Source organism: Micromonospora sp. NPDC005205, assembly GCF_040608275.1.
Taxonomy (GTDB): Bacteria; Actinomycetota; Actinomycetes; order Mycobacteriales; family Micromonosporaceae; genus Micromonospora.
Genome location: NZ_JBEXHV010000004.1, coordinates 64,534 through 90,571, shown reverse-complemented (window position 1 = coordinate 90,571; position 26,038 = coordinate 64,534). Strand labels below are relative to the sequence as shown.

21 protein-coding genes and 1 pseudogene are annotated in these 26,038 nt (G+C 72.4%); 6 read left to right on the top strand and 16 right to left on the bottom strand.

Annotation, left to right across the window (positions count from 1 at the left end; all coding sequences use genetic code 11):
* The first annotated feature begins 33 nt into the window (after positions 1 to 33).
* Positions 34 to 2,115, top strand: a complete 2,082-nt coding sequence (locus tag ABZU43_RS10175; RefSeq protein ID WP_355006174.1) for a PQQ-dependent sugar dehydrogenase — start codon at positions 34 to 36, stop codon at positions 2,113 to 2,115.
* Between the two features lie 63 nt (positions 2,116 to 2,178).
* On the opposite strand, the gene ABZU43_RS10170 is transcribed toward ABZU43_RS10175, so the two are convergent.
* From ABZU43_RS10170 to ABZU43_RS10150, 5 genes are all read right to left on the bottom strand, one after another.
* Positions 2,179 to 2,946 carry a hypothetical protein gene (locus ABZU43_RS10170; protein ID WP_355006173.1) on the bottom strand — a complete coding sequence of 256 codons (768 nt, stop codon included), beginning with the start codon at positions 2,944 to 2,946 and terminating at the stop codon, positions 2,179 to 2,181.
* Positions 2,947 to 3,005: 59 nt separating this feature from the next.
* Positions 3,006 to 5,153 carry an RNA polymerase recycling motor ATPase HelR gene (gene helR / locus ABZU43_RS10165; protein ID WP_355006172.1) on the bottom strand — a complete coding sequence of 716 codons (2,148 nt, stop codon included), beginning with the start codon at positions 5,151 to 5,153 and terminating at the stop codon, positions 3,006 to 3,008.
* A 142-nt stretch (positions 5,154 to 5,295) separates the two neighbouring features.
* Positions 5,296 to 5,676: a YccF domain-containing protein gene (locus tag ABZU43_RS10160; protein ID WP_355006171.1), complete on the bottom strand. Its 381-nt coding sequence runs from the start codon at positions 5,674 to 5,676 to the stop codon at positions 5,296 to 5,298.
* Between the two features lie 50 nt (positions 5,677 to 5,726).
* Complete coding sequence (locus ABZU43_RS10155) at positions 5,727 to 6,341, bottom strand: STAS domain-containing protein (RefSeq protein WP_355006170.1); 615 nt, start codon at positions 6,339 to 6,341, stop codon at positions 5,727 to 5,729.
* Positions 6,342 to 6,355: 14 nt separating this feature from the next.
* The gene (locus ABZU43_RS10150) at positions 6,356 to 6,667 is read right to left on the bottom strand and encodes an STAS domain-containing protein (RefSeq protein ID WP_355006169.1); all 312 of its coding nucleotides are present in this window, start codon (positions 6,665 to 6,667) and stop codon (positions 6,356 to 6,358) included.
* A gap of 150 nt (positions 6,668 to 6,817) precedes the next feature.
* On the opposite strand from ABZU43_RS10150, the gene ABZU43_RS10145 reads away from it, so the two are divergent.
* From ABZU43_RS10145 to ABZU43_RS10130, 4 genes are all read left to right on the top strand, one after another.
* Positions 6,818 to 7,507 (top strand): response regulator transcription factor, encoded by a 690-nt coding sequence (locus ABZU43_RS10145; protein ID WP_355006168.1) that lies wholly within the window; start codon positions 6,818 to 6,820, stop codon positions 7,505 to 7,507.
* Entirely contained in the window at positions 7,504 to 8,859 is a 1,356-nt protein-coding gene (locus ABZU43_RS10140; protein WP_355006167.1) for a HAMP domain-containing sensor histidine kinase, read from the top strand. The genes ABZU43_RS10145 and ABZU43_RS10140 overlap by 4 nt, the downstream gene beginning before the upstream one ends.
* Positions 8,856 to 9,419: a GerMN domain-containing protein gene (locus ABZU43_RS10135; protein WP_355006166.1), complete on the top strand. Its 564-nt coding sequence runs from the start codon at positions 8,856 to 8,858 to the stop codon at positions 9,417 to 9,419. The genes ABZU43_RS10140 and ABZU43_RS10135 overlap by 4 nt, the downstream gene beginning before the upstream one ends.
* A 107-nt stretch (positions 9,420 to 9,526) precedes the next feature.
* Positions 9,527 to 10,123 (top strand): hypothetical protein, encoded by a 597-nt coding sequence (locus ABZU43_RS10130; RefSeq protein WP_355006165.1) that lies wholly within the window; start codon positions 9,527 to 9,529, stop codon positions 10,121 to 10,123.
* A 49-nt stretch (positions 10,124 to 10,172) separates the two neighbouring features.
* Here the strand turns inward: ABZU43_RS10130 and ABZU43_RS10125 are convergent, their stop codons facing one another.
* The 11 genes and pseudogenes from ABZU43_RS10125 to ABZU43_RS10075 all read right to left on the bottom strand — a co-directional run bounded on the left by ABZU43_RS10125 (position 10,173) and on the right by ABZU43_RS10075 (position 24,660).
* The gene (locus ABZU43_RS10125; protein ID WP_355006164.1) at positions 10,173 to 12,089 is read right to left on the bottom strand and encodes a glycerophosphodiester phosphodiesterase family protein; all 1,917 of its coding nucleotides are present in this window, start codon (positions 12,087 to 12,089) and stop codon (positions 10,173 to 10,175) included.
* 100 nt (positions 12,090 to 12,189) lie between these two features.
* Positions 12,190 to 12,680: pseudogene (locus tag ABZU43_RS10120) on the bottom strand (response regulator transcription factor).
* Positions 12,680 to 13,897, bottom strand: coding sequence for a sensor domain-containing protein (locus ABZU43_RS10115; RefSeq protein WP_355006163.1), 1,218 nt, complete (start codon positions 13,895 to 13,897; stop codon positions 12,680 to 12,682). Before ABZU43_RS10115 ends, ABZU43_RS10120 begins: the two are co-directional and overlap by 1 nt.
* A 101-nt stretch (positions 13,898 to 13,998) precedes the next feature.
* Positions 13,999 to 16,539, bottom strand: coding sequence for an ABC transporter permease (locus tag ABZU43_RS10110; RefSeq protein WP_355006162.1), 2,541 nt, complete (start codon positions 16,537 to 16,539; stop codon positions 13,999 to 14,001).
* The gene (locus tag ABZU43_RS10105; protein ID WP_355006161.1) at positions 16,536 to 17,288 is read right to left on the bottom strand and encodes an ABC transporter ATP-binding protein; all 753 of its coding nucleotides are present in this window, start codon (positions 17,286 to 17,288) and stop codon (positions 16,536 to 16,538) included. The genes ABZU43_RS10110 and ABZU43_RS10105 overlap by 4 nt, the downstream gene beginning before the upstream one ends.
* A 100-nt stretch (positions 17,289 to 17,388) precedes the next feature.
* Positions 17,389 to 18,093, bottom strand: coding sequence for a hypothetical protein (locus tag ABZU43_RS10100; RefSeq protein ID WP_355006160.1), 705 nt, complete (start codon positions 18,091 to 18,093; stop codon positions 17,389 to 17,391).
* A 107-nt stretch (positions 18,094 to 18,200) separates the two neighbouring features.
* Positions 18,201 to 18,581 carry a DUF742 domain-containing protein gene (locus ABZU43_RS10095; RefSeq protein ID WP_355006159.1) on the bottom strand — a complete coding sequence of 127 codons (381 nt, stop codon included), beginning with the start codon at positions 18,579 to 18,581 and terminating at the stop codon, positions 18,201 to 18,203.
* Positions 18,559 to 19,008, bottom strand: coding sequence for a roadblock/LC7 domain-containing protein (locus ABZU43_RS10090; protein WP_355006158.1), 450 nt, complete (start codon positions 19,006 to 19,008; stop codon positions 18,559 to 18,561). The genes ABZU43_RS10095 and ABZU43_RS10090 overlap by 23 nt, the downstream gene beginning before the upstream one ends.
* The gene (locus ABZU43_RS10085; protein ID WP_355006157.1) at positions 19,005 to 20,957 is read right to left on the bottom strand and encodes a nitrate- and nitrite sensing domain-containing protein; all 1,953 of its coding nucleotides are present in this window, start codon (positions 20,955 to 20,957) and stop codon (positions 19,005 to 19,007) included. The genes ABZU43_RS10090 and ABZU43_RS10085 overlap by 4 nt, the downstream gene beginning before the upstream one ends.
* Positions 20,954 to 23,515, bottom strand: coding sequence for a LuxR C-terminal-related transcriptional regulator (locus tag ABZU43_RS10080; protein WP_355006156.1), 2,562 nt, complete (start codon positions 23,513 to 23,515; stop codon positions 20,954 to 20,956). Before ABZU43_RS10080 ends, ABZU43_RS10085 begins: the two co-directional genes overlap by 4 nt.
* Before the next feature lie 5 nt (positions 23,516 to 23,520).
* Positions 23,521 to 24,660: an Hsp70 family protein gene (locus tag ABZU43_RS10075; RefSeq protein WP_355006155.1), complete on the bottom strand. Its 1,140-nt coding sequence runs from the start codon at positions 24,658 to 24,660 to the stop codon at positions 23,521 to 23,523.
* 421 nt (positions 24,661 to 25,081) lie between these two features.
* Between ABZU43_RS10075 and ABZU43_RS10070 the strand changes: the two genes are divergently transcribed.
* Complete coding sequence (locus ABZU43_RS10070; RefSeq protein WP_355006154.1) at positions 25,082 to 25,966, top strand: IniB N-terminal domain-containing protein; 885 nt, start codon at positions 25,082 to 25,084, stop codon at positions 25,964 to 25,966.
* Positions 25,967 to 26,038 lie beyond the last annotated feature (72 nt).

The following is a 26,038-nucleotide window of genomic DNA, read 5'->3' as shown; positions in this document are numbered from 1 at the left end:
TGGGCCGGTCGATGCCCTGAGCCTGGAGGACTGATGCGAGTCGTCGCACGGAGGAACTCACTACGCCCACGACGACGGCTGTTGCCGGTGGCGATGGCGGCGGTGACGCTGCTGAGCCTGGCCGTCGGTGTGCCGGCGTCCGCCGCGGCGCCCTCGACAGTCGTCGGCGTGGCCAGCGGTCGTTGCCTGGACGTGGTCGGCAACGTCAGGACCGCCGGTGCCGGCATCAACATCTACGACTGCACTGGCCAGGCCAATCAGGCGTGGACCTTCACCTCGAGTGGTGAGCTGCGGGTCTACGACGACACGATGTGCCTGGACGTGGTCGGTCAGGACACCACCGCGCCGGCGGCGCTACAGATCAACAACTGCACCGGTGGGGCGAACCAACGCTGGCGGACCACCACCTCGGGGACGATCGTCGGCGTCCAGTCCGGCCTGTGCCTGGACGTGAACGGCGCCGGCACCGCCAACAGCACCACAGTCGGTCTCTGGACCTGCAACGGGCAGTCCAACCAACGGTGGACGACGTCCTTCGGCAGCGCCGACAGCCAGCCGCCGACGGCGCCGGGCAGCCCTCGGGTCAGCGGTCTGACCTGCAACTCGGTGACGTTCGCGTGGAACGCCTCGACGGACAACGTCGCGGTGGCCTTCTACGACATCTACCACGACGGCCAGCTGATGACGTCGGTGAGCGGTACGACGCTCTCCACCAACCTGACCGTGGTTGCCGGGGCGACCTGGGGTCTGTACGTCAACGCCCGCGACGCCGCCGGCAACGTGTCGCAGGCGAGCGCCACCGTCTCGATCACACCGCCGCCCTGTCAGGCCGACAGTCAGCCGCCCACCGCGCCGCAACAGCTCACCGGCACCGCGTCGGGCACCACTGTGACGCTGCGCTGGACCGCGTCGACCGACAACATCGGGGTGCGGGCGTACGACATCTACCGGGCCGGCGCGAAGGTGGGCACGGTCACCGGCGCGCCGCCGGCGACCACGTTCACCGACAGCGGCCTGACGGCGAACACCTCCTACCAGTACTACGTGGTGGCTCGGGACGCGCAGGACAACGCCTCGTCGCGCAGCGGCACCGCGACGGTGACCACCGGCGCGGCGTGCGCCAACCCGGTGTGCGGGGTGCGGCAGGTCACCACCGACACCGACATCCCGTGGGGTCTGGTGACGTTGCCCGACGGCAGCGTGCTCTACAACCGGCGCGACGCGCACGACATCATCCAGCTCAACCCGAGCACCGGGGCCAAGACCAACCTGGGCACCGTGCCGAACGTGCAGAGCACCGACGGTGAGGGTGGCCTGTTGGGGCTCGCCATCTCGGCCAGCTACTCCAGCGACCGTTGGCTCTACGTCATGCACACCTCGCCGAGCGACAACCGCATCGTCCGGATCCGGCTGGAGAACGGGCGACTCAACACCGCCAGCGAGCAGGTCCTGCTCAGCGGCATCCGGCGTAACAAGTACCACGACGGTGGTCGCCTGCGGTTCGGCCCGGACGGCAAGCTGTACGCCAGCACCGGCGACGCCCAGAACGGCAACTACGCCCAGGACCGGTCCAGCCTCGAAGGCAAGATCCTGCGACTCAACCCGGACGGCACCGTCCCCTCGGACAACCCGTTCGGCAACTACGTGTGGAGCTACGGCCACCGCAACCCGCAGGGGCTGGCGTTCGACTCGCAGGGCCGGCTGTGGGAGCAGGAGTTCGGCAACTCGGTGATGGATGAGACCAACCTGATCACCAAGGGTGGAAACTACGGCTGGCCGGCCTGTGAGGGCACCAGCGGCGCTTGCGGTACGGCCGGCTTCATCGCGCCGGCGCGCACGTACCCGACTGCCGAAGGGTCCTGCTCCGGCATCACGATCGTCCGCGACGCGCTCTACGTGGCCTGCGCCCGAGGCGCTCGGATGTACCGCGCGGTGATCAGCGGCAGCAGCCTGACGAACGTGCAGACGTACTTCAGTGGCACCTACGGCCGGCTGCGGACGGTCGAGCCGGCTCCGGACGGCGGGCTGTGGCTGACCACCACCAACGTCGGTGACAAGGACAGCACCCCGAACAACAGCAACGAGAAAATTCTCCACGTCACGTTGGGTAACTAGTTCCGCATCCCACCAGGGCCGCCTCGGGGCAGCCCTGGTGGGATGAGCGGTGGGACGGCCCGGTCAGAGGCCGAGGTCCGGCCAATGCGGGTCGTCCCAGCGGGCCGGTCCGGCGAGGCCGAGCAGTCTGATCCGGTGCAGCCGCTTCGGGTCGGCGCCGATCATCCGCAGCCGGGCCGGGGCGTGCTGGAGCAGCCAGGCGGTCAGCTCCACGCGGAGCCTCTCCTCCTCGTCGCCCGTGAGTTCCCAGGTGCTCCACGGCAGATCTTCGCAGAGCAGGTCGTACTCCCACTCTCCGAAAGCCTCGGCGAGCCGCTGATTCGCCAGGGGGCTGGTTGCCGTCGCCCAGGCGTCGAGCCAACGGCCGAGCACGCCAGAGGCTTCCACGAGCATGGCCAGCACCGCGTGCGGCGGCACCTCGGCGTCTGGGTCGGTGAGCGTGACGACCCACCAGGCGTCCAGGAACTCGCGGATCGCCGTCGACTGCTCGGTGGGCCACTCCTGCCAGCGGCCGAGCGCGAACGCACGGCCCGCATGGTCCATGCTGGCCAGACGCTCTACCTCGCCGCTGACCAGGGCCGCGGCGAGTTGGGGCAGGATCCGGCGCAGCATGGCGGCGGGGAAGCCCCAGTCGCCGGCCCAGTACGTGCGACGCAGGAGGTCCGGGTCCAGCTCGACGTCCGGGGTCTTGAGCAACGCAAGTTCTTCCGCGCTGCCCCAGTGGCACTCGCAGTTGCCGTCGTCGGGGTGGGCGGTCATCCCACGGAAGGTAATGGCGAGATGGGCCAGTGCGGCGTCGAGTCGACGCCGTGGGGGCGTGGGTTGCGTCATGGGGATGCGCCTTCGCGGACTCCGGCGGCGCGGCAGCCGAAGAGCGCGACGTTACACCCTCAGCTGCTGGTCAGAAGCACGAGTTGCTGGGTCGCCCTGGTCATCGCGACGTAGCGGTCGACCGCCCCCTCGATGCCGGTGCCGAACGCCTCCGGGTCGACGAGGACGACCAGGTCGAATTCGAGGCCCTTGGCCTGCTCCGGGCTCAGAGAACGGACCCGGGACGTCGGCGCGAAGGTCGGGTCGCCGATCACGCAGGCGATTCCTTCGGCGTGGTCGGCGAGCCAGGTGTCGAGGATCGACAGCAGGTCGGCGGCCGAGCCGTGGACGACGGGGAGCCCGTTGCCGCGAATGGAGGTGGGCACGTTGGCGTCGGGGAGCACGCCCCGGATGACCGGTTCGGCCTCCGCCATGACCTCCGCCGGCGTCCGGTAGTTGATGGTCAACGAGGCCACTGTGACCCGGTCGAGCCCGACCCGCTTGAGCCGTTCCTGCCACGACTCGGTGAACCCGTGCCGGGCCTGGGCGCGGTCCCCCACGATGGTGAAGCTGCGCGACGGGCAGCGGGCCAGCAGCATCTGCCACTGGGCGTCGGTCAGCTCCTGCGCCTCGTCGACGACGATGTGTGCGAACGGGCCGGCCAGCAGGTCCGGGTCGGCGTCCGGCAGCGCGGAGTCGTCGACCAGGACGTCGCGCAGGTCGGGTTGGCGCAGCATCGCCAGCAGACCCTCGCCGTCGTCGTAGGTGTCGGCCGCCAGCAGCTCGTCGACGACCCGGGCCATGTGCTCGCGTTCCACGGCGGCGGCGGGGTCGCGCCGCCGGGTGCGCCCCGCCCTCTCCGCGTCGCCGAGCCGCTGCCGGGCCGTGTCGAGCAGCGGCAGGTCGGACACGGTCCAGGCCCGGGGCTCGTCGCGTTGCAGCTTGCGGACCTCCTCCGGGCTGAGCCACGGCGCGCACCTGCGCAGGTACGCGGGCACCGACCACAGGTCACCCACGAGATCGGCCGCGTCGAGCAACGGCCAGGCGCTGTTGACGGTCGCCCGCAGCTCCCGGTTCCGCAGCAGCGAGTCGCGGAGCACGGCGTCCGGCTCCTCGCCGTCGTACCGGTCGATGAGGATGGTCAGCAACTCCTCCCAGATGTCCTCGCGCGCCTCGTTGTGCGGGGTGCCCGGACCCGGCGCCTGGAACGCGTCGGCCCAGTCGTCGGCGCTCAGGCGGACGTCGGAGTCGCCAACCGTGATCGTCATCGGGGCGACGGGTGGGTCCTCGTAGAACCGGACGGCCGCGTCGATCGCCCGGACCAGCTCGGCCGAGGACTTCAGCCGGGCCACGTCCGGGTCGGCGTCGACGGTAGCCGTGGCCCCCTCTTCGACGAGGTCGCGCAGGGTGCAGGTCTGCACGTCCTCCTCTCCGAGGCTGGGCAGGACGTCGGCGACGTAGGCCAGGTAGGGCTGGTGCGGCCCCACGAAGAGAACTCCACCCCGGCGTTGACCGAGGCGCGGGTCGGAGTAGAGCAGGTACGCGGTGCGGTGCAGGGCGACGACGGTCTTGCCGGTGCCCGGACCGCCGTCGACCACGAGGGTGCCGGCCGACCCCGCCCGGATGATGGCGTCCTGGTCGGCCTGGATCGTGCTGAGCACGTCGCGCATCCGGGCCGACCGGGCGCCGCCCAGACTGGCGATGAACGCGGACTGGTCGTCGAGCGCGACGGCGTGCCCCACGAACCCGTCCGGGGTGAACACCTCGTCCCAGTAGTCGCTGATCCGGCCGCGGGTCCAGCGGTACCGGCGGCGGCTCGCCAGGCCCATCGGGTTGGCATGGGTCGCGCCGAAGAACGGCTCGGCGGCGGGTGAGCGCCAGTCGAGCAGCAGCCGCTGGCCCGCGCTGTCGGTGAGGCCGCGACGTCCGACGTACACCGGCTCGGAGGTGTCCGCCCCGACGACGTGGCCGAGGCACAGGTCCAGCCCGTAGCGGCTCAGCGAGCGCAGGCGGGCGGTCAGCCGGCGGACCTCCTCGTCCCGGTCGACGGCCTGCCGGCCCTTGCCGCCGGGCGCCCGGCGGGCGGTGTCCAGACGGTCGGACAGCTCGGCGTTCAGCTGCGCGAGGCCCTGCGCCATGGCCGCGAAGTGCCGCTCGTCGTGGGCGATGAGCGCCGGGTCGGCCTTGGGGGCGAGGTGATCGGGAAGGTCGAACACGGAGGTGGGCAAGGAATCCAATTCATGACTTCCATTTCGGCAGAATCTGGCCTCGGCCGACGATTCTGCGTCATAAACGGGGTCTTGCCGCAAGCCCCCCAGTGCGCTATAAATTAGAAGTGGCGGGAGACCAGAGGTCTCCCGTTTTCCCTGTTCAGGGCGCGTCGACGACCTCACGGCCGAGCGGCCAGAACGCCGCCGGTACGAGCTTGAAGTTGGCGATGCCGAACGGGATCCCGATGATCGTCACGCAGAGGGCGATGCCCGCGAGGATGTGCGAGAGCGCTAGCCACCAGCCGGCCAGCACCACCCAGAGGATGTTCGCCAGGCCGGAGCCGACGCCCACGCCCGGCTTGGGCACCAGGGTGCGGCCGAAGGGCCACAGCGAGTAGACCGCGAGGCGCAGCGAGGCGACGCCGAACGGGATGGTGACGACCAGGACGAAGCAGATCAGCGCGGCGATGCCGTAGCCGACCGCCAGCACGAGGCCACCGCCGAAGACGAGCCACAGCACATTCAGTACGAAACGAATCATTACTCCAGCATGAAACATGCTCGCCACCTGGTCGCCTCGCCCCCGTTCCCTCAACGGGAAACGGCCACCGCGTGGCCCTCGGGGAGGGGCCTCCCGCCACCTTCGGAGAGCTCGGCGAGGGCGTGGTCGCGGCTGTCGAAGATCGGGAAGGCCCCGTCCAGACGCATGGTGTGCAGCACGGTGCGGATGAATCGCGACGGCGCGGCGAGGCAGAGCGTGACACCCCGTTCCCGGGCGTCACGGTGGGCGCGCACGAGCAGACCGAGGCCGGTCGAGTCGATGATGTGCACCCGGCTCAGGTCGACCACGACATGCCCGCCCACCTCGGCCACGTGCCGCAGCGCCGTGCGCAGGTTGTCGCCGGTGTCGAGGTCGATGTCACCAGTGGCGGCGATGACTGTCGTGCCGTCGAGGTGGTCGATGCCGAGGATGCCACCGGGGCCATGCTCGTCGCACGACGCCTGGCCACCGGTCGAGGCGGGCAGGAGGCTGCAGTGCGGGCAGCGGTGCGGCCCGGTGGCGAAGGGGGAGCCGCTCCAGCCGTGTTCGGCCACCAGGGTCCAGACGACCTCGGCGTCGGGGAGCACGCACGCGGTGCCGCGGATGGTCTCGCCGCAGGTGTCGCAGATCAGGGTCATCAGATACTCGTCCGGGACGACGGTCATGCTGCTGGTCCTTCCTAGTTGACGATCGGGAGCACCTGATCCAGGCGGGTGATCTGCAGGATGCGCCGGACCCGGGGGTTCGGATCGCGGACGGTGAGGGCCGCGTCGGCGCGAGTCAGCCGCCGGTGCACGTCGAGCAGCAGGCCGATGGCGGCGGCGTCGAGGTGTTGGCAGTCGGACAGGTCGAGCACGACCTGCGCGGGGCGCAGCGCCAGCAGTCGGTCGAACACTGCGCCGACCTCCGGCAGACAGGCCAGATCGAGTTCGGTGACGCGAACCTCGACCAGCGGCAGCGTGTACCTCGCGGGCAGCACCGGCGTCGCCATTGCCGTACCCCTCTCCGTCGACCTTGCCTCCTCCCCACCGTGCTGCGCGGGGTTGGCGGTCACTGCAAGGCTCTGTGACAGTTGTGTGACAAAACCGCCGGCCGGCGGGCACGGTTGGCCGCCCGGCGGTCGGCCGAGGATGATTCCGGGATGACGGCCGTACTGGTGATCGAGGACGACGACCGCATCCGGCTCGCGCTGCTGCTGGCACTTGAGGACGAGGGCTACGACGCCCTCGGCGCGGCCACGGCCGAGGAGGGCCTGCGCGCCCAACGCCACCACCCGGCCGACTACGTGCTCGTCGACCTGATGCTGCCCGGCCTCGACGGCTTCGAGTGCATCCGACAGTTGCGCCGAGACGACGACGTGCCGATCGTGGTGGTCAGCGCCCGTGACGGCACCGACGACATCGTGGCCGCCCTCGAAGCCGGCGCCGACGACTACGTGGTCAAACCCGTGGCCATCCGGGAGCTGACCGCCCGCCTGCGGGCTCTGCGCCGCCGTGCCCGGCCGGTGGTCACGACCTCTGCGCCGGAGCCCGTGCCGGCGGTCGCCTTCGGCGAGTTGGAGATCAGTCCGGAGGCGGGTGAGGTGCGCCGCGCCGGCCAGCAGGTCACTGTCACCCGCACCGAGTTCCGGCTGCTCTGTGAGCTGGCCGAGCACGCTGGTCGGGTGCTGTCGCGTCAGCAGTTGCTGCAACGGGTCTGGGGGTACGACAGCGGCGACGAACGGCTCGTCGACGTGCACGTCGGTCGGCTGCGGCAGAAGATCGAGCTGGACCCGGCGAACCCCCGGCACCTGGTCACCCTGCGGGGCCTTGGCTACAAGTTGCAACGATGAGACGCCTCGGACTGCGTACCCGGGTGACCGCCGCGTTCGCCGTCGGCGCGCTCCTGCTCTCGGCGTCGATGGCCCTGATCTCCTACGAGTTGACCCGCCGCTCCCTGCTCGACGACCGCGAACGCATCGCCCTGCGGGCGGCCTACTTCGACGCCGCCGTGGTGCATGCCGGCCTCGACACCGACACCCCGGACGTGGTGGAGGTGCTCCGGTCGTTGGACACCGGCGGAAGCCGTCGACCGGTGCTGCACCTCAACGGCGAGTGGTACGCGAGGGCCGCCGATCCCGGCACCACGGCCGCCATCCCCGACGAGCTGCTCCGGGTCGTCTCCGCCGGGAAGCCGGCCGTGCAGCGTGTCCGCGTGGACGGGCAACCGGCCCTGGTGGTCGGTGTGCCGTTGTCCGCGTCCGCGACGTACTTCGAGGTCAACTCTCTGCGCGAGCTGGAGCAGACCTTCCGGGTGCTGGCCCTCGCGCTGACCAGCGTCGCGGTGCTGGTCGCCGGATCCGGCGCAGCCCTCGCCTGGTACGCCACCCGACACGGGCTGCGGCCGCTGACAGCGGTCGCCGACGCGGCCGAGAAGATCGCTGCCGGTGACTTCACCGCCCGGCTCGACCCGGCCACCGACCCTGACCTCACCCGCCTCTCCTCGTCGTTCAACCAGATGGTCGACCGCCTCGCCCTCCGCATCGAACGGGACCGCCGGTTCGCCGCCGACGTCAGCCACGAACTGCGGTCCCCGTTGCAGACCCTCGCCGCGGCGGCCAGCGTCCTGGCCCGCCGTCGGGAGCACCAGGACCAACGGACCGCCACCGCCGCCGGGCTCGTCGCCGACGAGATCGATCGTTTCCAACGGCTCGTCAACGACCTGATCGACCTGGCCCGCAGCGACCAGCCGGCCCACCGTGCCCCGGTGGACGTGGTGGAGCTGGCCCGGGAGACCTGCGACGCGTACGACCTGCCGGGCACCCTCGTCAGCCTGGCACCGGACGTGCCCACGACGTGGCAGGTCGAGCGGCGGCGGGTCGCCCAGATCCTGGCGAACCTGCTCGACAACGCCGCCACCTACGGCGGTGGCCCGGTGGCTGTTCGCCTGGACCGGGACGGGGACAGCGGCGTCATCGAGGTCGACGACGACGGTCCGGGCGTTCCCGTCGAGGACCGCGAGGCGATCTTCGACCGGTTCGTCCGGGGGCGAGCCGCCCACACCCGTGGCGCCGGCGACGGCACCGGCCTGGGGCTGGCGCTGGTCGCGCAGCACGCCGCCGCGCACGCGGGGCAGGTGACGGTCGCCGACCGTCCGGGCGGGGGCGCCTGTTTCCGGGTCACCCTGCCGGGGAGCCTGTCGTGAGGCCCCGTCGTCTCGTCCCGTTGGCCCTCGTTGTGCTGTTGACCGGATGTGGCATCCCCACCGACGACACCCCACGCGCGGTGCCGGCCCCGCGAGGGCCGCTGAACAGCGCCGCTCCCGCCGACACCACCGCACCGGCCGGCAGCGCCGCCGAGACGCTCTGCCTGGTCCGGAACAACCGCATCGTCCCCGTGGTCCGGCGCGTCGACAGGGCACCCAGCATCGCGGACCAGTTGCGGCACCTGCTCGCCGGGCCCAGCGGGGCCGAACGGGACAGCGATCTGACCAGCGCGCTGCCGGGGGCGGTCAACGCCGCCCTCGCGACAGTTACCGGGACGCAGGCCGTCGTCGCTGTGGACGAACCCGCCGAGGTGGGGGGTCGCAGCGACGAGGTCCTCGCCTTCGGGCAGATCGTCTGCACTCTCACCAGCCGCGAGGACGTCTCCACAGTGGCCTTTCTGCGCGACGGCAGGGCTCTGGGCGTGCCCCGGGCCGACGGCTCCCTGTCGAGTGTGCCGCTCACCCGCGGCGACTACGCCCCCCTCATCAGCGAACGCTGAACGCGAGGTCTCGGGGTTGCTCGGTGGAAGACCTGAGACGAAAGCCAGGGCGAGGCGAGGGAAGCTCCCGGAGGTCGGCAGTCGCCGGCGGACACATGCTGACTGGCATGAAACGCGCTGCGCTCTACGTGATCGGCGGCCCGGTCGGCATCGTGGCCTACGGCCTGGTCCGGCTGTGGGGAAAGTCAGACGGGGTGTACGGCCCCGGGCTCGACTGGCAGGCCGCCCACCTGGCCGCCCTCGCCGGCATGGTCTGCTTCGTCCCGGGTGTGCTCGCGCTGTCCGGCCTGCTGCCCCGCAGTCCGTGGCGCACCGGGGTGGTGGCCGGCACGTTCGTCGGCCTCGCCGCGACGATGGTGCAGTTCGGCGCGGACATCGTCGAAGGTCTGCTGGCCGAGGACCGGGCGGAGATGTCGAGGCTCGGCGCGGAATTCAAGGACATCCCCGGCGTGGAGGTGGCCTTCTACAGCGTCGTACCCCAGTTCTTCTTCCTCGGCCTGCTCGTGCTCACGGGCATGCTCGCCGCCCGACGGCGGTTGCCGTGGTGGAGCGTGCCGCTGCTCCTCGTCGGCATCGTCCTGCCGGCGGTCACCCTCGACCTGCTTCCCATCGGCGGCCTGTGCATGGCGCTGGCGTTGGCCCCGGCGCTGCCACTGGTACGACAGCGAGGCGAACGTGCCGGGTCACCGGTCGGCATCCACTGAGGACCGGGGTGGCGCTGGCCCCATCGGACCAGCGCCACCCGTCGGGTCGTTACTTCAGGGCGAGGGTGCGGGCGTCGGCGGCGATGACGCTGGCGACCTCCGCCGGCACCAGCTTGCCGGCCTGCCGGTCGGCGTAGGTGGCCAGCTCGGCGTACTGGGCGTGGGCCAGCCTGATGGTCATCGCAGTGACGGCGGCCGGGTCCGCGCCCGAGGTGAGGATCAGGTAGCCGAGGCCAGACTGGCTAACCGTCACGGTGAAGGTGCTGGTCGCCGTGGCGGTGCCCTCGGGCCCGGTCGCCTCGGTGGTGATGGTGTGCCGGCCGGCGGTCAGCTTGGCCAGGTCGAGCTTGCGCCCGGCGGCCGACTTCTTACCGTCCAGTGTCACGGTGACGGTGTCGGCGTTGGTCGCGGCGACCGCGATCACCGGTGACTGCGCCCGGTCCAGCCGAGCCCCGTCGGTCGGCGAGGTGATCTGCACGGTCGGGTCGGCGGGGGCCCGCTGGACGAACGCCGAGTTCCAACCGACCAGCTCCGCCGCCCGGTTGGTGATGATCGCGTCGGTGCCGATCCGCTCCAGCCGCTGCCACAGGCCGGCGGAGTCCATCGTCCACGCCATCACTGCGACACCGGCTGCGTGCAGCGGGGCGACGACCTCGGGCTTGGCCAACAGCACGTTGCCGTCCGGGTTGTACGCGGTCAGGTGCAGCTCCTTCGCGATCGCCACCGGGTCGGCGTCCAGGGTGCTGCGGAGCAGGCCGAGCGGCAGCTCGGGGGCGATCTCGTAGGTGTACTTCAGAGCGTCGACCTCGAAGCTCTGGATGAAGACCCGGCCCATCATCTGCTCGTCCCGGATCACTTGGATGATCGTGGCGACCTCGTCGCGGGTGTGCTTGCCCTTGATCTCCACGAGCAGGTTTCCACCCCGCATCCGCAGGTCGGCGAGCTGCTCCGCGAGGGTGGGCACCCGCTCGCCGACGTACTGCGGGCCGAACCAGGAGCCGGCGTCGAGCGCCTTGATCTGCGCGGCGGTCAGGTCCCGGATGTTGCCGGTGCCGTCGGTGGTCCGGTCGACGGTGCCGTCGTGCAGGATGAACGGGACGCCGTCCCTGCTCGGCTGGACGTCGTTCTCGATCCAGTCGGCGCCGCCCCTGCGGGCGATCTCCTGGGCGACGAGGGTGTTCTCCGGTGCGGCGGCGGACGCGCCCCGGTGGGCGATCACGGTGAGCGGGCTGCCCTCGGGGCGGAGGTAGCCGTTCGGCGCCAGCTCGGTGACGGTGACGTCGTCGTACGACACGGTCGCGCCGTTGACGAAGAGCCCTTGGACGCCGTCGGCGGAACGCTGGAGGCTGCTGGTCCGCATCGCCTCCCGCCCGTCGAAGATCCAACGGGCCTGGTTGCCGTGCACCTCGACGGCGACGCGCACGTCCCGGCCGGTGCCGGCGGCGGACGGGGCGGAGGCGGTGTTCGTCACGACCCAGGCGTTGGCAGCGGTCCGCTGGGCGAATTCGAGCCCGTTGGCGGCGGTGGTGCCGCTGCGCATGGTGGCGATCCACCAGGGGGTCGCGCCGCTGGCGGGGACGTCGATGCCGAGCGAGGCCCAGCGGGTGGCGGCCGAGACCGCCTCGAAGCGCATGGTCGCCTCGAGGCGGAAGTCGTTCAGGTGCCGACCAAAGGTGATCTTGTTGTTCTCGCTGGAGCTGGCGGAGGTTCCGTACAGTCGGCCGTTCTCGACCTTCCAGGTGCCGTCGACCGCGTGCCAACCGGCGGGCAGCGACCCGGCCGAGAAGTTCTCCGAGACGACGACGTTGCCCGGCTCGGCGGTGGCGGGCGACGAGGTCGCAACCGCGACCGCGACGACGGCGCCGGTGACGGCGAGGACGGAGATGGAGGCAGCGGCCCGGGTACGCAGGGCGCCGAGGCGCGACCCGGCGCGACGAAGCGACGGTGATGCGGCGAGGACAGTCATGGTCGGAACGCTACGAAGCACGCCCGAACTGATGATCAATCAAGCATGGCTGCCGCCGGAACGCCGGGTGTACGCGCTCGATCTACGCGTCCCGGCATCGCTAGTGATTGAGGTAGGCGAGGACCGCGCGGACACGTCGGTTGGCGTCCTCGGCAGGCGGCAGGTCGAGCTTGGCGAAGATGTTGGTGATGTGCTTCTCCACCGACACCGGCGCCAGGACGAGCGCCGCGCAGATGGCCGCGTTGGACAGGCCCTGAGCCATGAGGCCGAGTACCTCCCGTTCCCGTGCGGTGAGCCCGTCGATGCCGTGGTTACGGCTGTTGCGGGTGAACAGCTGGCGCACCACCTCGGGGTCGAGGGCGGTACCCCCGTTGGCCACTCGCGTCACCGCGTCGAGGAAGTCGTCGAGTGCGGTGACCCGGTCCTTGAGGAGGTAACCGACACCGCCCCGGCCGTCGGCGAGCAGTTCCACGGCGTAGGCCCGTTCGACGTACTGGGAGACGATGAGCACCTTCGTGTCCGGGTCCGTGTCAGCAGCCGCACCAGGCCGTCTCGAAGCAGTAGCAGGTCCTCTGCGATCACGATGCGCATCAGTAGGGCAGCCTCGCGGACAGGACGGTGGGACCGCCGAGTGGACTGGTGATGGTGAGCCGGCCGTCTAGTGCCTCGACACGGCGGCGCAGGCCGTCGAGCCCGGACCCGGCCGGGTCGGCGCCGCCCTGGCCGTCGTCGGTGAGCGTGACGGTGACCGTACCGGCGCCTCGGACGAGGGTGACGACGCAGGTCCGGGCCTCGGCGTGCTTGCCCGCGTTGGCGAGACCCTCCGCGATGACGAAGTAGGCCGCCGACTCGACCGCTGGTGGGTACCGCTCCTCCGGGTCGCCCCGGACCTCGACGGCGAGAGGACTGTCGCCGGCCAGGGCGGCGACAGCGGCGTGCAGCCCCCGATCGGTGAGGATCGGCGGGTGGATGCCACGCACCAGTCGGCGTAGCTCGGTGAGGGCGTCATCGAGTTGCCGGCGGGCAAGATCCACATCGGACGCGGCGGTCGCGCCGCTCGGCAGCTTGCGGGAGGCCAACGCCAGCGTCATGCCGGCGGCCACGATCCGGGCCTGGGCACCGTCGTGCAGATCCCGCTCGATCCGACGTAGCTCCGCGGCCTGGGCGTCGACGACCCGACGGCGGCTCTGCGCGAGGCGCGCGGCCTCCTCGACCAACTGCCCGTGTGCGCCGGGCGCCAGCAAGCCTCGGGCGGCGCGGGCCTGGGCCCGCCCGGCGGTCCGCAGCAACCACGCGGTCACCGGTAACAACAGCACGCCGAGCAGGGTCAGGCCGAACCGACCCGGCACCGTCGTCATGAGCGGACGCATCGGGAACGGCGCGTGCGGGTTCGGCACCGCCCACGCCCACAGCGGCGCCACGACGGCGGCGAGATCGACGACGGTGACCACGATGGCGGCGATCCCGCCCGCCAGGCCCAGCGGGAAGACCGTGATCAGCCAGGCCAGGTCGCGCCAGGTGGCGGGCTGCACGGCGACCGCACGGACCCGCTGCCGGACGGTGGCACCCTCGATTGGCAGGTACGGTGCCGCGATGGCGCCGCCGAGCACCCAACCCGCCCGGCGGCGCTCCAGGTCCGCAAGGCGTCGGGTCACCCAGGTCGCGCCGAGGAAGGCCGGGCCGCCGAGCTGCGTGATCGCCAGCAGGCCGACCCCGATGGTGGACGCCAGGCTCCAGCCGAGACCGACGACGCCCGCGACGAGGCTGCTGAGCAGGTATGCCAGCGCCGAAGCCGTGGTACGGATCATCGCGGCGATCCTACCGGCGGCACCGTCCCGGACCGCCGGCCGGACCCGGCCCCGGATGATCCCGAGGACGAGCCCGAGTGGCGTTCCGGCCGGCACCACCGTCAGCGCCCGTCGCTCAGGGCCGGCAGGCCGCGTCGGCGCAACAGAGCCCGGGCCGGTACGACGCCCGCGACCAGCCCGAGCGCCGCCACACCGCCGAGCATCCCCACGTACGTGCCGGCGTCGACGACAACCCGCAAGGTGCCGTCCTGCGCCGAGCTGAACGCGCCGACCACGATCGCGGTGACCAGTGCGCCCAGCACCAGCCCGACAGCAACCGTGATCATCGCCTCGCGGTCGACGAGCCGGTGCAGCTGCCCTGTCGTCGCACCGGCCAGCCGCAGATCGGCGAACTCGCGGCGGCGCGCCGCGGTGGCGATGGCGAAGGTGTTGACGACGGCGACCGCCGTGAAGCCGAGGGAGATGACCACCATGAGTTCCCAGGCGCCCTGCTGGTTCTGCGAGTCACCGGCTGGCGCCGCACCGAGCGCGGGAGTCAGCCGCAGTCCGGGCCACGACGCGGCGATCCGGTCCGGCACGTCGCCGGAGTAGCGCAGTCCAACCGTGTTGACCAGCCCGCGCGGGTCGTGTGCCGCCACCAGCTCCGCCGGCAGAACCAGGTCGCCGAAGCCACGGGCCCGGGCGTACACCCCGGCCAGGCGGAGGTCGACCTGGTGGCCGTCGGCAAGCCAGACCCGCACGTCGTCGCCCACCCGCCAGCCGTACTGGTCGGTCATGTACGCACTGGCGGCGAACGCGCCCGTGCCCGGTAGCGTCCCGGCACGCAGATCGAGGTCGAGCGCCGACTCGGTGCCGGCGGTCAGCAGACCCTGGCTGGCGAAGTCCTCGGGCTTGCCACCCTGCTCCACGATCGCTCGGGTCGGCAGCGTCGCCGCCGCACCGGTCACCCCGTCCAGTGCGACGAGCCGTTCGACGGTGTCGAGCGGAAGGCCACCGGGTGCCGTCACCTGTGCCGTCGCGGCCGCCGTCCGGTCCTCCTGCTCCTGCCCGGCCAGCTGACCCAGAAGGGCACTGTTGAGCAGCATGGTGGCGTTGAGCGCGAACATGAGCACGAGCGGGACGGCGACCGCCGCGACCCTTCGCCGCTCGGCCCTGGTGACCAGACCGGCCAGCCAGCCGGTCGGGCCGCCGACGCCGAACACGCGGGACACCGGTGTCGTCAGCGCCCGGACCAGCGACGGGCCGAGGGCCGCGACCGTGCACAGCAGCAGGGCGGACGACACGAAGCTCATGCCCATGCCGAGGGGCCCGTCGAGCGGCACGAAGACGAGCAGGGCGATCGCCCCGGCGGTGGTCACCACCGCGACGGCGATCCGGGCGACCAGCCCACCGGTGGGTGCGTTGGCGGTCTCGGCGAGTGCCTGCGTCGGGGCGATCCGCACCGCGCGGCGGCCGGCGACCCGGGCACCGACGAAGGTCACCACCATCCCGGCCGCCACGGCCGCGACGAGCACGATCACGTTGGTCCGTACGACGAACTGGGCCGGCACCGCGCCCAGCTCCCGGAATCGGGCGGCCACCACGTGGGCGAAGACCACACCCAGCGGCGCGCCGGGCAACGCGGCGGCCCCGGCGAGCAGGAGACTCTCCACGCCCAGGAGGCGGCGCAGCTGACCGGGGGTCGCGCCAGCGGTGCGCAGCAGAGCCAGCTCGCGCAGCCGTTGGCGGACGCCGAGCGTCACCGTGCCGGTGAGGACGAAGACGGCCGCGAACGCCGTGATGCCGATGACGAAACCGAAGATCGAGATCGGGCCGATGTAGTCCGGCAGCGCGCCGGGCAGGTCGGCCCGGACGCGGTCGGCACCGGTGAGCACTTCGTGGTCGCCCGCCACCTGCCCGACGGCGTCGCGGAGCGCGACCGGGTCGGTGCCCGGTCCGGCGAGAACGGCCACCGCGGTCGGACCGGGCAGCCCGGAAACCATCGCCACCTCGCCGTCGGCGACGAACAGCGCGCCCTGGGCGGGCAGCCCGTCCCGACCGGACGGCGCCGCGACACCGGACACGGCCATCGTGCGCACGCCCGTCTTGGTGGTGACCATGAGATGCCCGCCCACCGAGGTGCCCGACCGTCTGGCCAGGTCGGCGTCGATGACCACCTCACCCCGACCGGGTGCCGCACCGCTGCGCAACAGGTACGGCGTCAGTGCCGCGGAGGCCCACCCATGGCCGATCACCAGGGCCCCGTCGGCCCCGCGCAGCGGCCGTCCGTCCGGCGTGCTCGCCTGGACCGGAAAGGCGACGTCCGCGACCGCCGCCGCGACACCCGGAAGGTCGCCGAGTCGGCCGGCGAGGTCGACCGGCAGCGAGCCGGCCCCGGTCAGTCGCTCGGACTTGACCTTGCGCTTGACCTTGGACTTGTCCTTCTTCTGCGTGGTGGTGACCTTCTCGAGGGTGACGCCGCGGTCGCCCGAGACGACGATCGGCGCTGCCGTGAACCGGTTGGCCGGCGGCTTCGCCGTGAGCACGGAGGCGAGCAGCAGGCCACCGCCGACGAACAGGGCCACGGCCAGCAGCGCGGCGAAGAACGTGCCGGCGTAGGCGCCGCGGTGCTGGCGCAGGCTGCCGAGAGCGAGCCGGATCATCGGACGGTCACCGCCATCATCTGCGCAGCGACCTTCTCGGCCGTCGGGTCGGCGAGTTCCGCGACGATTCGTCCATCGGCCAGGAACACCGCGCGGTCCGCCCACGCCGCGGCGGCCGGATCGTGCGTCACCATGACGACAGTCGTGCCCATCTGGTCCACGGCCTCACGCAGCAACCCGAGCACCTCGCGGCCGGTCGACAGATCCAGCGCGCCGGTCGGCTCGTCGGCGAAGATGACCTCCGGCCGGCCGGCGAGCGCACGGGCGAGTGCGACCCGCTGTCGCTGACCGCCGGACAGCCGGCCGGGTCGGTCGTCTTCCCGCCCGGTGAGCCCGACGCGCCGGATCACCTCCCGCGCCCAACCCTGGTCCGCGCGCACCCCGGCCAGCCGTTGTGGGAGCAGGATGTTGTGCCAGACCGACAGCGAGTCCATCAGGTTGTACGACTGGAAGACGAATCCGACCCGCTGTCGCCGGGCCTCGGTGAGTCGGGGCTCACGCAGCCCGCCGATGTCCTGTCCGACGAGGAGCACCCGGCCGCTGTCCGGCCGATCCAGGCCCGCCGCGCAATGCAGGAGCGTTGACTTGCCCGAGCCCGACGGACCCATCACCGCGCAGAACGAACCGGCCTCGAACCCGACCGACACCCCGTCCAACGCCCGGACACCGCCCCCGCCGGCATATGCCTTCGTCACGTCGAGCACTTCGACGACCAGCCCGCGAGCGGGGGTCCCATCGCTGTTTCGCATGGGGAAAGCCTGGTCGAGGCGACGTTCCCGGACCACACGGTGACCCATGATCTGGAGGGTGGGGAAACCCCTACCGTGGAAGCGCGGGGAAGAACAAAGATCAGCTCGGCAGGCCCGAGCAGGCGGCCCCGTCGATGGTGCACGCCTTCGGGGCGGCACCGGTCAACGATCCATTGACCCGGAACGTCACCCGGACCGAGGCGCTGCCGGGCACCTGACCAGTGCTCGGGTCCGGCACGAACGTCCACACCGCACCGTCCCGGCTGGCCTGTGCCCCCTCGACCCCGCTGACCCCCAGCGACTCCCGGGGCAGGGTGACGACCAGCGTCCACGCCGGTGCCGGGACCGGGCCCGGATTGCTGATCGTCACTGTCGCGCCGTAGCTGAGCAGGGCGTTGTCAGTGATGGCGAAGTCCGCGACCAGAGCCGCCGGGGTGGGTTCGGCGGTGGCGCCGGTCGGCGTGGGCCGGGTCGACGACGCGACTGCCGGTGGGACCGACGAGGCCGAGGCGGACGGGGGCGCGGCCACCGCCGGGCTGGTGAGCGCCGGCTGCGCCTGCGCGCGGGGGGTGGCGGACGGCGACGCGCCCACCTGCTCGTTCGACGGCGGCGGGTCGAGGGTCACCGGCGTCAGCTTCTCCGGCGTACGCAGCACCCCGACGACGGACACGGCCGTCGCGATCAGCACCCCGAGCGCCGCGACGAGAGCCACCCAGGTGGCCCGCGAGACGTCCTCCCGACCGGTGAGCACCCGCCGTGCGGCCGTGACGAGGGCCACGACCCGATCCAGCAGGATGATCGCCACGGTACGGCGTGGTTGGGGTGGTGTTGCCGGCACTGCCAGTCTCTCTTTCAGTTCGTCGCCGGGTGCGTGCCCACGATCCGTCCGGGTCGCGGGTGGCGGCTGCCCGGTCACAACCCGCGAAGCCCGACGAGTATCGCCTCGAGCAGGTCCTCGGTCGGCAGCTCCGACAGCATCGGCGGTTCGTGCGTCTCGATCAGCCCGGCCGCGAGCAGGTCACCGAGCAGCACCCGGACCGTCCCCAGCGGAAGATCCAACTCGGCACCCACCTCGGCCACCGACACTGGATGGTGACACAGCTCGACGATCCGCGCCTGTTCGGGGAAGAGCGGCGTGGGAGGGGCGACCCCCCGCCGGGCGACGACCAGCGAGATCAGGTCGAACTGGCCGCGTGCGGGCGCGGTACGCCCCCCGGTCATCGTGTAGGGCCGGGCGATCGGGCCCGCGTCGTCGTCGTACCACGCCTCGTCAGTGGCGCCGCTGGAGTGCACCTGTGTCCCCGATCGTCACCGAGGAGGCCGGGCCCAGCGTGATCGGCAGGTGCTGCTCGGCCTGCCCCACGAAGAGCGCCACCTCGTACGCCATGTCACCGACTTCGACGTCGTCACCGGCGATCCGCACGGTGAGGATGGTCCCGTTCGGGATGGTGGCGATGAACAGGAACGCTCGCGACATCTGCACCACGACCTGACGCAGCTCACCCGCCTCACAGGTCCGGGTGGCGGCCAGTCCCAACGCGATCAGTCCGGCGACCACGCCGGAGATCTGCTCGGCCAGCTTCGCCCCCACCCGCCGCGAGCCACCGAGCGGCAGCCCGTCCGGTGAGAGCACCACTGCGAACTCCGCACCGTGCACCCGGTCGACCAGGTCGTTCAGGGCGTCGGTCAGGCCGCCCTCGGTGACCACTGCAGACGTCATTGTTGTCTCCTCGCTGTTCTGGCGACCGGCAACTCAACCGTGTCGAGGCTGGTCCGGACGTGTTCCGGGCCGTTCGGCCCGGAGTGGCGGACCCGCGTCGGCAGCGCGCCGTTGCCGACGGGGTCGGTCAGGTCGGCGCCGGTGTGGGCCGGTGGGTACGGGCTGTCGGGTGGTGCGTTGGCCGGGATACCGCCGGTGCCGGTGACCGTGATCAGCGGGGAGGGTAGGAGCACGACAGCGGCCGTCCCGCCGCGCCGGCTGGGGCGCAGCGAGACGTGGGCACCGCATCGGTCGGCCAGTACGGCGGCCGCGTACCAGCCGGCGCGGCCCGCGGGCGGGCCGTCCGGCGGCGGACTGCCGAGCAGGTGGTTCGCCTCGGCCAGCGCGGCGGCGTCAAGGCCCGGCCCGTCGTCGACGACGATCACGGCACATCCCTGCGGTCGCTGTTCGCCGCTGACCCGCACGGTGGTCTCCGCCCCGGAGAAGGCCAGCGCGTTCTCGATCAGCTCCGCCAGCAGGTGGATGACGTCCGTGACGGCCGGGCCCGCGAGCGACCATGGCCAGTGCGGCGCGATCAGGACCCGGTGGTAGTCCGGCACCTCGGCGACCGCGCCGCGCGCCACGTCGAGCAGTGGCACCGGGCGTCTCCAGCGGCGGGCGGGTGTCGCGCCGGCCAGGGTGATCAGCTTCTCCACGTTGCGGCGGACCCGGGTGGTGAGGTGGTCGAGTTGGAACAGCTCGCCGGTCTCCTCGGTGGACCGTTCCCGACGTTGCATCCCGTCCAGCAGGCTGAGCTGGTCGCGCAGCAGGACCTGGTTGCGTCGGGTCAGCCCGAGGAACAGCCCCCGCTCGGTGTCAACCTCCGGCGTCGGCGGGGCCGGGAGTGGGGCCGGCGTGCCCGGCAACGGAGTCGGAAGGTCGGTGCCGCTCCTGGCCAGTTCGTCGGTCAGGCGTCGGACGGTGCCCGCCCAGCTCAGCAGGAGCACGAGCACGACGATGAGGCCGAGCCCCACGACGGCCCCGGTACGCGCGATGAGCATGGCCGCACCGGGGGTGGCCCGCTCGACGCTGCTGCGGGCGGTGTTCGTCACCACTGTCTGCAGCGCACCGAGGGCGGCGTCCGCCGCGGCCCGCCACTCCTGGACGGTGAGACCGGCCAGGGCGTTGGCGGCGCCGCCCCGGAGCAGCAGCCGGTCCTCCAGGGCGAGCAGCGCCGCGAACTCGGGACCGGCCGCGAGGCGCTGATGCTCGGCCCGGCCGTCGGGCGGGAGCCCGGCCACGGCCGCGGTGTGCGCGTACCGCTGGATGCTGACCAGCGCGGTCAGCCGGCGCTGCTCGTCGGCGCTGAGCCGTGCGGTGGCCAGACCCGCGCTGACCGCTGTGTCCTCCCGGGCGAGCAACTCCCGGGCGCGGGCCAGCGCGATCACCGCGCGGGTGTCGGCGGCCAACCCGCTCTCGTACGCGCCCCACTCCGGGCCGTACACACCGAAGGCGATGTCGATGACCTCGTCGTACCCGTCGACTGCCGCGCCCTGGTCGAGCCGCCCGGTGTCGATCCGGGACCGGGTCGTGCCCAGGCCGTCGAGCCGGCGGACCAGCTCGCCGGCCCGGTCGCGGACGGTGCCGGCGCTGAGCAGCCGAAGGTCGCGGCCCCTGGTGAACTCGCGGATCTCGGCGGCGGCCCGGTCGGTGCCTTCGCGGGCCCCGACCAGCGCGGGCGTCGGCTGCCCCGCCCCGGCGATCGTCTCGGCGGTGATCCGGCGTTCCGTCTGAAGGCTCAGGATCAGGCGGTCGATGGGCTGGCCCAGCGTGTCCGCCAGCGTCCGGACGCGCAGCAGGTCGACGGCGTCCTGGCTGGACACGTAGGCCGCGTACGACCAGAGCGTGACCAGCACGGCGGCCAGCACGGCCAGCCTGGTCCGGATCAGCCGGACGTCGTCACGGGTCATCGGGTCGCCCGCTGCGGCCATGGTTGCCCGGCCGTGTCGCTGGCCCGGTCGGCGACGAGGGTGCGCAGCAGCGCCAGCAGTTCGGTGCGGTTGGCGCAGTTGAGCCGGTTACGCATCCGTGCCACGTGGTGTTCGACGGTCTTGGCGGAGATGAAGAGCCGATCGCCGATCTCCCGGTAGGTCAATCCGGCGAGCACCAGCTCGGCGACCTCGTACTCGCGGTCGCTCAGGCCGTGTTGGGTGGGGCCGGCGACCCGCGCCGTGCTCGCACCTGTCGTCGGTGTCTGCCCGCTCTGCCCGCTGGAGGGCCGCCCCTGCAACGCGCGGGCGCATTCCAGCAGGGTGGTCATCGCCCGTCGGTCCGCGGTGCGGATGGCGGCCTGCCCGGCGAGGCGGGCGCCGTCCCAGCACAACCCGGTGTCGTGCAGCCCCCGGGCGGCGGCCTCCACCCGGATCGGGTCGACGACACCCCGGAGCACCTCCACCCAGCTCTCCGCGGCGGCGGCGACCACTGCCGCGTACCGGCTGTGGCCAGCGGCGGCCAGCAACGCCGTGACGTGTCCGTCGGCGATCGTCGGCTCGCCGGTCAGGATGGCGGCGTGCAGCCCGCTCCAGTGCAGCGGAAGACTCCACAATGGTGGGTTGTCGAGGCGGTCGAGGAGCTCACGCCCCTGGTGCAGGTACGGCTCCAGCCGGGCCAGGTCACCCAGCCGTGCGCCCGCGATGGCCAGCTCACCCAACGGCAGCAGGGTGAACAGGTCGACGGGATGCCGCACCACGGCCTCCTGCGCCTGCTCCCAACCACGCTTGAGCGCCCCGAGGTCACTGTTGCGCCGGCCGATGCCCATCCGGATCGCGGCGGCGAAGAGCTGGTCGCGGGACTCCAGTGGCCGCCCGTCGAGCGTCACAGTGGCGAGCCGCTCGCCGGCGGCGTGGATCTCGCCACGGACCATCAGGATCCAGGCCTGCAACAGCCGGTGGCGGCGGGCCATCAGCGGGCCGCCGACACCGGCGCCCAGGGCGCGGTGCAGCACCCGCTCGGCGATTTCCAGCTCACCGCAGTGCACCGCCGTCAACGCGGCGAGTGCCGCCGGGCTGTCCGGCAGCAGCGCCGCCCGGCCGTCCGGCTCCAGCAGCGCGGCGGCCTGCACGAGCGCGGAGAGCGCGGCAGTCGGCGGGCCGGTCACGCTCTCCCGTACACCGTTGGCCATCAGTCGGGCGGCGCTGGCGTGCAGGGTCGGGGGTTCGCCCGCCGGGTCGCCCGCCGGTGACTCGGTGCTGGCGGCGGGGTCACCGATGGCCAACCCGCCGACGATGGCGAACGCCGCCGCCGAGGCGGTGCCCGACCACCGGAACAGCTCGACGCTGCGACCGATGTGACCACGGTGGGCAAGGGCGGTGGCGGCGACCACGGCCGCCTCGGAGCGATCCGGGGGAGCGGCCGTGGCCAGGAGTCGGTCCGCCAGCCGAAGCGCGTCGTCGAGGTCACCGGCGAGCGCGGCGGCGAGCGCCTGCCGTGCGTTGGGCGGCCGGCCGACCGCCGTGGCCGCCGCGAACAGCTCGGCGGCGAACGCCGGCTCGTCGGCCAGCGCCTCGTCCGCCGCGGCGGCCAGGGTCGCGGCCGGGCAGTCGCCGAGCGCGCCGAGCGCGAGCAGGGAACGGACCAGCGGCAGCACCGCGCCGCCCCGGGCGAGTTGCAACTCGGTGAGCCCTCGCCAGACCGCTGTCCGCTCGGTGGTGGGGCTGAGTGTCGCGACGGCCCGCCGGACGATCGGTGCGAGCCGGCCGTCCGCGCCCAGCAGCCCGGCCGCCCTGGTCGTGGCGATCAGTTCGTCCACTCCGGCCGGGTCCCGGCCCAGCAGCGCGCCGAGCATGCTCACCGGCAGCGCCCCGCCGGCCGCGACAGCGAGCAGCAGTCGCCGTACCCCGGCGGGCTGGACGTCCAGGTCCGGCCCGAATTCGAGGATGACGGAGCGGGGTGGGTCCACCATGCCGGTCCGGGTCTCCGCGCCGGCCAGGCCGCGGGCCAGCCGTGCCACGTCCCGGGGTACGCCGGCAGTCTGCGTGTGGACGAAGTCGACCAGGTCGGCCGGGCGGCCCAGCTCCGGCGTGGTGGCGAGATGGGCGGCGGTCTGCTCCCGGGTGAACGGTGTGAGCAGCACGGCCTGCCCGTCGCGTCGCAGAGCGTCGACCAGCTCACTGAACGCCGCCGAACGGGGCCACGGGCGGTGGGCGACCACCAGCCGGTGTCGCCGGCCTGCGACCAGACGCAGCAGCGCTTCGGTCCGTGCGTCGTCGAGCAGGTGCGCGTCGTCGACCAGCACCACCGTGTCGGGGTCGACCGGCTCATCCGGCTCCGGGGCGGCCGTGCGGACGGCGATCCCGGCGCGCTGGTGAACCCGCTCCAGCTCGGTGAGGAACGCGGTCTTCCCGTGACCGGCCGGGCCGGCGACGCCGACGGCGAGTGGGCCGCTCGGGTCCTGCGCGACAGTGTCCAGTAGCGCCTGCAACCCGCTGTCCAGGATCAACCCTGGTGCGGCGAGGTCATTCATGATCATCGGGGTCATCCTTCGCGTCCGCGGCCGCGGGCCAGCGCCAGGCGGGACGGCTTCGGCAGTTCCAGTGGGAGGACCCGGACCGGGGGCCGCGGTGGCGGATCGCCCGGAACGGTGTGATGAGGGCGGCGTGGTGCCGGGAGGGTGGCCCGCCCGGCGCCGCTGACCGGTGCCGGAACTCGGGCCGGCGCTGTCTGGCGAGGGCGTGGTGACACCACCTGGCAGGCCGCCATCGCCGCCCCGGTGGCGGCTGTCAACTGTGCGTCCGGCTCCACCTCGACGGGTACCGCGAGAGCCGCGCCGATCAGTTCGGTCACCAGCGGGACCCGGGTGGAGCCGCCGGCCAGCAGGACGCCGTCGAGCTGCGCCGGGGTCAGGTCGGCACTGCGCACGGCCCGGAGCAGCAGGTCGACGGTGGCCTGCACCGTCGGGCGGATCATGGCCTCGAACTGCGCCCGGGTCACCGGCACCCGCGCCGGGCCGCTCGGCAGGGTCAGCACCACGTCGGCCGTGAGGTCGACGGTCAGCACCCGTTTGACCCGGTCACACTCCGCGCGCAGCCCGCGCAACGCGGCCTGGGCCCCGCGACGCCCGGTCGCGGCCAACTCCCGAGCCAGCACGGTACGGGCATGCTCGGCGAGCGCCTCGTCGAAGTCGGCGCCGCCGATCGAGTCGAGACCCTGCGGGGTGCCGAACGTCTCGTACGTGCCGCGCGCGGTGCGGCGCACCAGAGCCGCCTCGAAACTGTTGCCCCCGAGGGCGTAGACAACGGCAGTGCTTCCCGCGAACCCCCGAGCGGCGTGGCTCTCGGCGACGGTGACCGTGCGGGGCAGCAACGTCACGTGCCGTAGGCCGAGGTCCGACAGGGCCCGGTGCAGCACCTCCCGCCGGTAGGGGCGCCACCCTGCCGGGTGGCTGAGCACGATCGCCTCGGCCGCCCCGCCCTCCAGGGCTTGGACCCGCTCGACCACCCACGCCGCCAGTTCAGCGGCAAGCGTCTGCGGCGCGCACGGCTCGCCGCCGAGCAGCACCGGCACGTCGTCGCCGATCCGGTGGACGAAGTCCCGGGTGGTGCGGCTGCCGTCGTCGGTCACCGGCTCGCCGACGCGCAGCGAACCGTCCTCGACCAGGCACAACACCGAAGGCATGAGGGGTGAGCCGGCGCTCAGCGGGACGGCTTCGGGACGGGTCCAGGTCGCGCCGCGGCGCCGTGCGACGGCGGCGGCCGTGTTGCTGCTTCCGATGTCTATCCCCAGGACGTACGGCATCGTCTCTGTCTCTCCCCGTGAGTCAGCCGGTCGGTGGCGATGGCGTCGGCTGCCCGACGACCCACCCCCGGCGAACCCCGCGGGCTCCTACGTTCGTACCAGAGATCAGTCCCTGGTCGGGACCCTAATCTCGACGGGACGGTTTCCCCCTGTCCCCCTAACGTACGAGGTGGCGCAGCCCCTAGTTCAACCGGCCCGGATGCGGGCTCAGCCCCGATGCCCGGGGGTGAGCCCCGGCAATAGCGTCGTCACTGTCGACGTACGACACCCCGCCACTGCCACATCCGAGGAGAACCGGCACATGGACTCGCAGCAGACGCTCCACGACTTCGTGCTCGACCTACTGACGAACCCGGATGCGCGGTCGGCCTTCGACCTCGACCCCGAGGGTGCGTTGCGGAGCGCCGGGCTCACCGACATCACCGCTGCGGACGTGCAGGACGTCGTACCGCTGGTCGTCGACTACGCGCCGGGTGCCGGTCTCGCGCCGTTGGCCTCGCCGGTCGGGCAGCTCGGGCTGGACCCGCTGCTCACCGACACCACCGACGTGGTGGGTCAGTTGCAGAGCGTGGCGCAGCAGATCAGCGTCACCAGTTCGCCCAGTGGCGTGGACGTCAAGGCCGGCGTGCTCGGCGCCATCGCTGTCGACCCGTCGACCGCCGCCGCCGGGGTCACCGTGCTCCCGGGCATCGGTCTGGGTGTCGGCCCGTCCGGCCTCGACACCGACCTGGCCGGTGTCTCCGACGTGGCGCACACCCTCGACGCCGACGTGGTGCAGCCGGTGGATGCGATCGCGGACCCGGTGCTCGGGGACGTCACCGGCACCGTCGGCGACCCGAGCGGTCTGCTCGGCGTCGCTGACTCGAACCTGATCGGCGGCGACCTGACCGGCGGTGTCCTCTCCGGCACCCACGGTCAGCTCGGCGGGGTCGTCAGCTCCCTCGGTGTCGACGACACCCTTGGCGGGCTGGGCCTCGGGCACGGCGACGGCATCGTCGGCGGGGTCCCGCCGCTCGACGTGTCGTCGACGGTGGGCGGCGTGACGCACCAGGTGGACAGCCTCCTCCCCGGTGTCACCGACACGGTCGGTGACGTGACCGGTGGGGTCACCGATGGTGTGCTCGGCGGCGACTCGCACGCCTCGTCCGATCACGGGCTGCTGGGTATCACCGGCGGTCTGCTCTGATCCGGATCTCCGGTCGGAGCGGAGGGCCGGATCGTCTCGGGCGATCCGGCCCTTCCCGGTTCCACATCCGGT

Bases quoted from the DNA above. Each gene is read 5' to 3' on its own strand.
- ABZU43_RS10175 (WP_355006174.1), top strand. From the start codon at position 34: ATGCGAGTCGTCGCACGGAGGAACTCACTACGCCCACGACGACGGCTG.
- ABZU43_RS10170 (WP_355006173.1), bottom strand. From the start codon at position 2,946: ATGACGCAACCCACGCCCCCACGGCGTCGACTCGACGCCGCACTGGCC.
- ABZU43_RS10160 (WP_355006171.1), bottom strand. From the start codon at position 5,676: ATGATTCGTTTCGTACTGAATGTGCTGTGGCTCGTCTTCGGCGGTGGC.
- ABZU43_RS10155 (WP_355006170.1), bottom strand. From the start codon at position 6,341: ATGACCGTCGTCCCGGACGAGTATCTGATGACCCTGATCTGCGACACC.
- ABZU43_RS10150 (WP_355006169.1), bottom strand. From the start codon at position 6,667: ATGGCGACGCCGGTGCTGCCCGCGAGGTACACGCTGCCGCTGGTCGAG.
- ABZU43_RS10145 (WP_355006168.1), top strand. From the start codon at position 6,818: ATGACGGCCGTACTGGTGATCGAGGACGACGACCGCATCCGGCTCGCG.
- ABZU43_RS10140 (WP_355006167.1), top strand. From the start codon at position 7,504: ATGAGACGCCTCGGACTGCGTACCCGGGTGACCGCCGCGTTCGCCGTC.
- ABZU43_RS10130 (WP_355006165.1), top strand. From the start codon at position 9,527: ATGAAACGCGCTGCGCTCTACGTGATCGGCGGCCCGGTCGGCATCGTG.
- ABZU43_RS10125 (WP_355006164.1), bottom strand. From the start codon at position 12,089: ATGACTGTCCTCGCCGCATCACCGTCGCTTCGTCGCGCCGGGTCGCGC.
- ABZU43_RS10115 (WP_355006163.1), bottom strand. From the start codon at position 13,897: ATGATCCGTACCACGGCTTCGGCGCTGGCATACCTGCTCAGCAGCCTC.
- ABZU43_RS10110 (WP_355006162.1), bottom strand. From the start codon at position 16,539: ATGATCCGGCTCGCTCTCGGCAGCCTGCGCCAGCACCGCGGCGCCTAC.
- ABZU43_RS10105 (WP_355006161.1), bottom strand. From the start codon at position 17,288: ATGCGAAACAGCGATGGGACCCCCGCTCGCGGGCTGGTCGTCGAAGTG.
- ABZU43_RS10090 (WP_355006158.1), bottom strand. From the start codon at position 19,008: ATGACGTCTGCAGTGGTCACCGAGGGCGGCCTGACCGACGCCCTGAAC.
- ABZU43_RS10085 (WP_355006157.1), bottom strand. From the start codon at position 20,957: ATGACCCGTGACGACGTCCGGCTGATCCGGACCAGGCTGGCCGTGCTG.
- ABZU43_RS10080 (WP_355006156.1), bottom strand. From the start codon at position 23,515: ATGATCATGAATGACCTCGCCGCACCAGGGTTGATCCTGGACAGCGGG.
- ABZU43_RS10075 (WP_355006155.1), bottom strand. From the start codon at position 24,660: ATGCCTTCGGTGTTGTGCCTGGTCGAGGACGGTTCGCTGCGCGTCGGC.
- ABZU43_RS10070 (WP_355006154.1), top strand. From the start codon at position 25,082: ATGGACTCGCAGCAGACGCTCCACGACTTCGTGCTCGACCTACTGACG.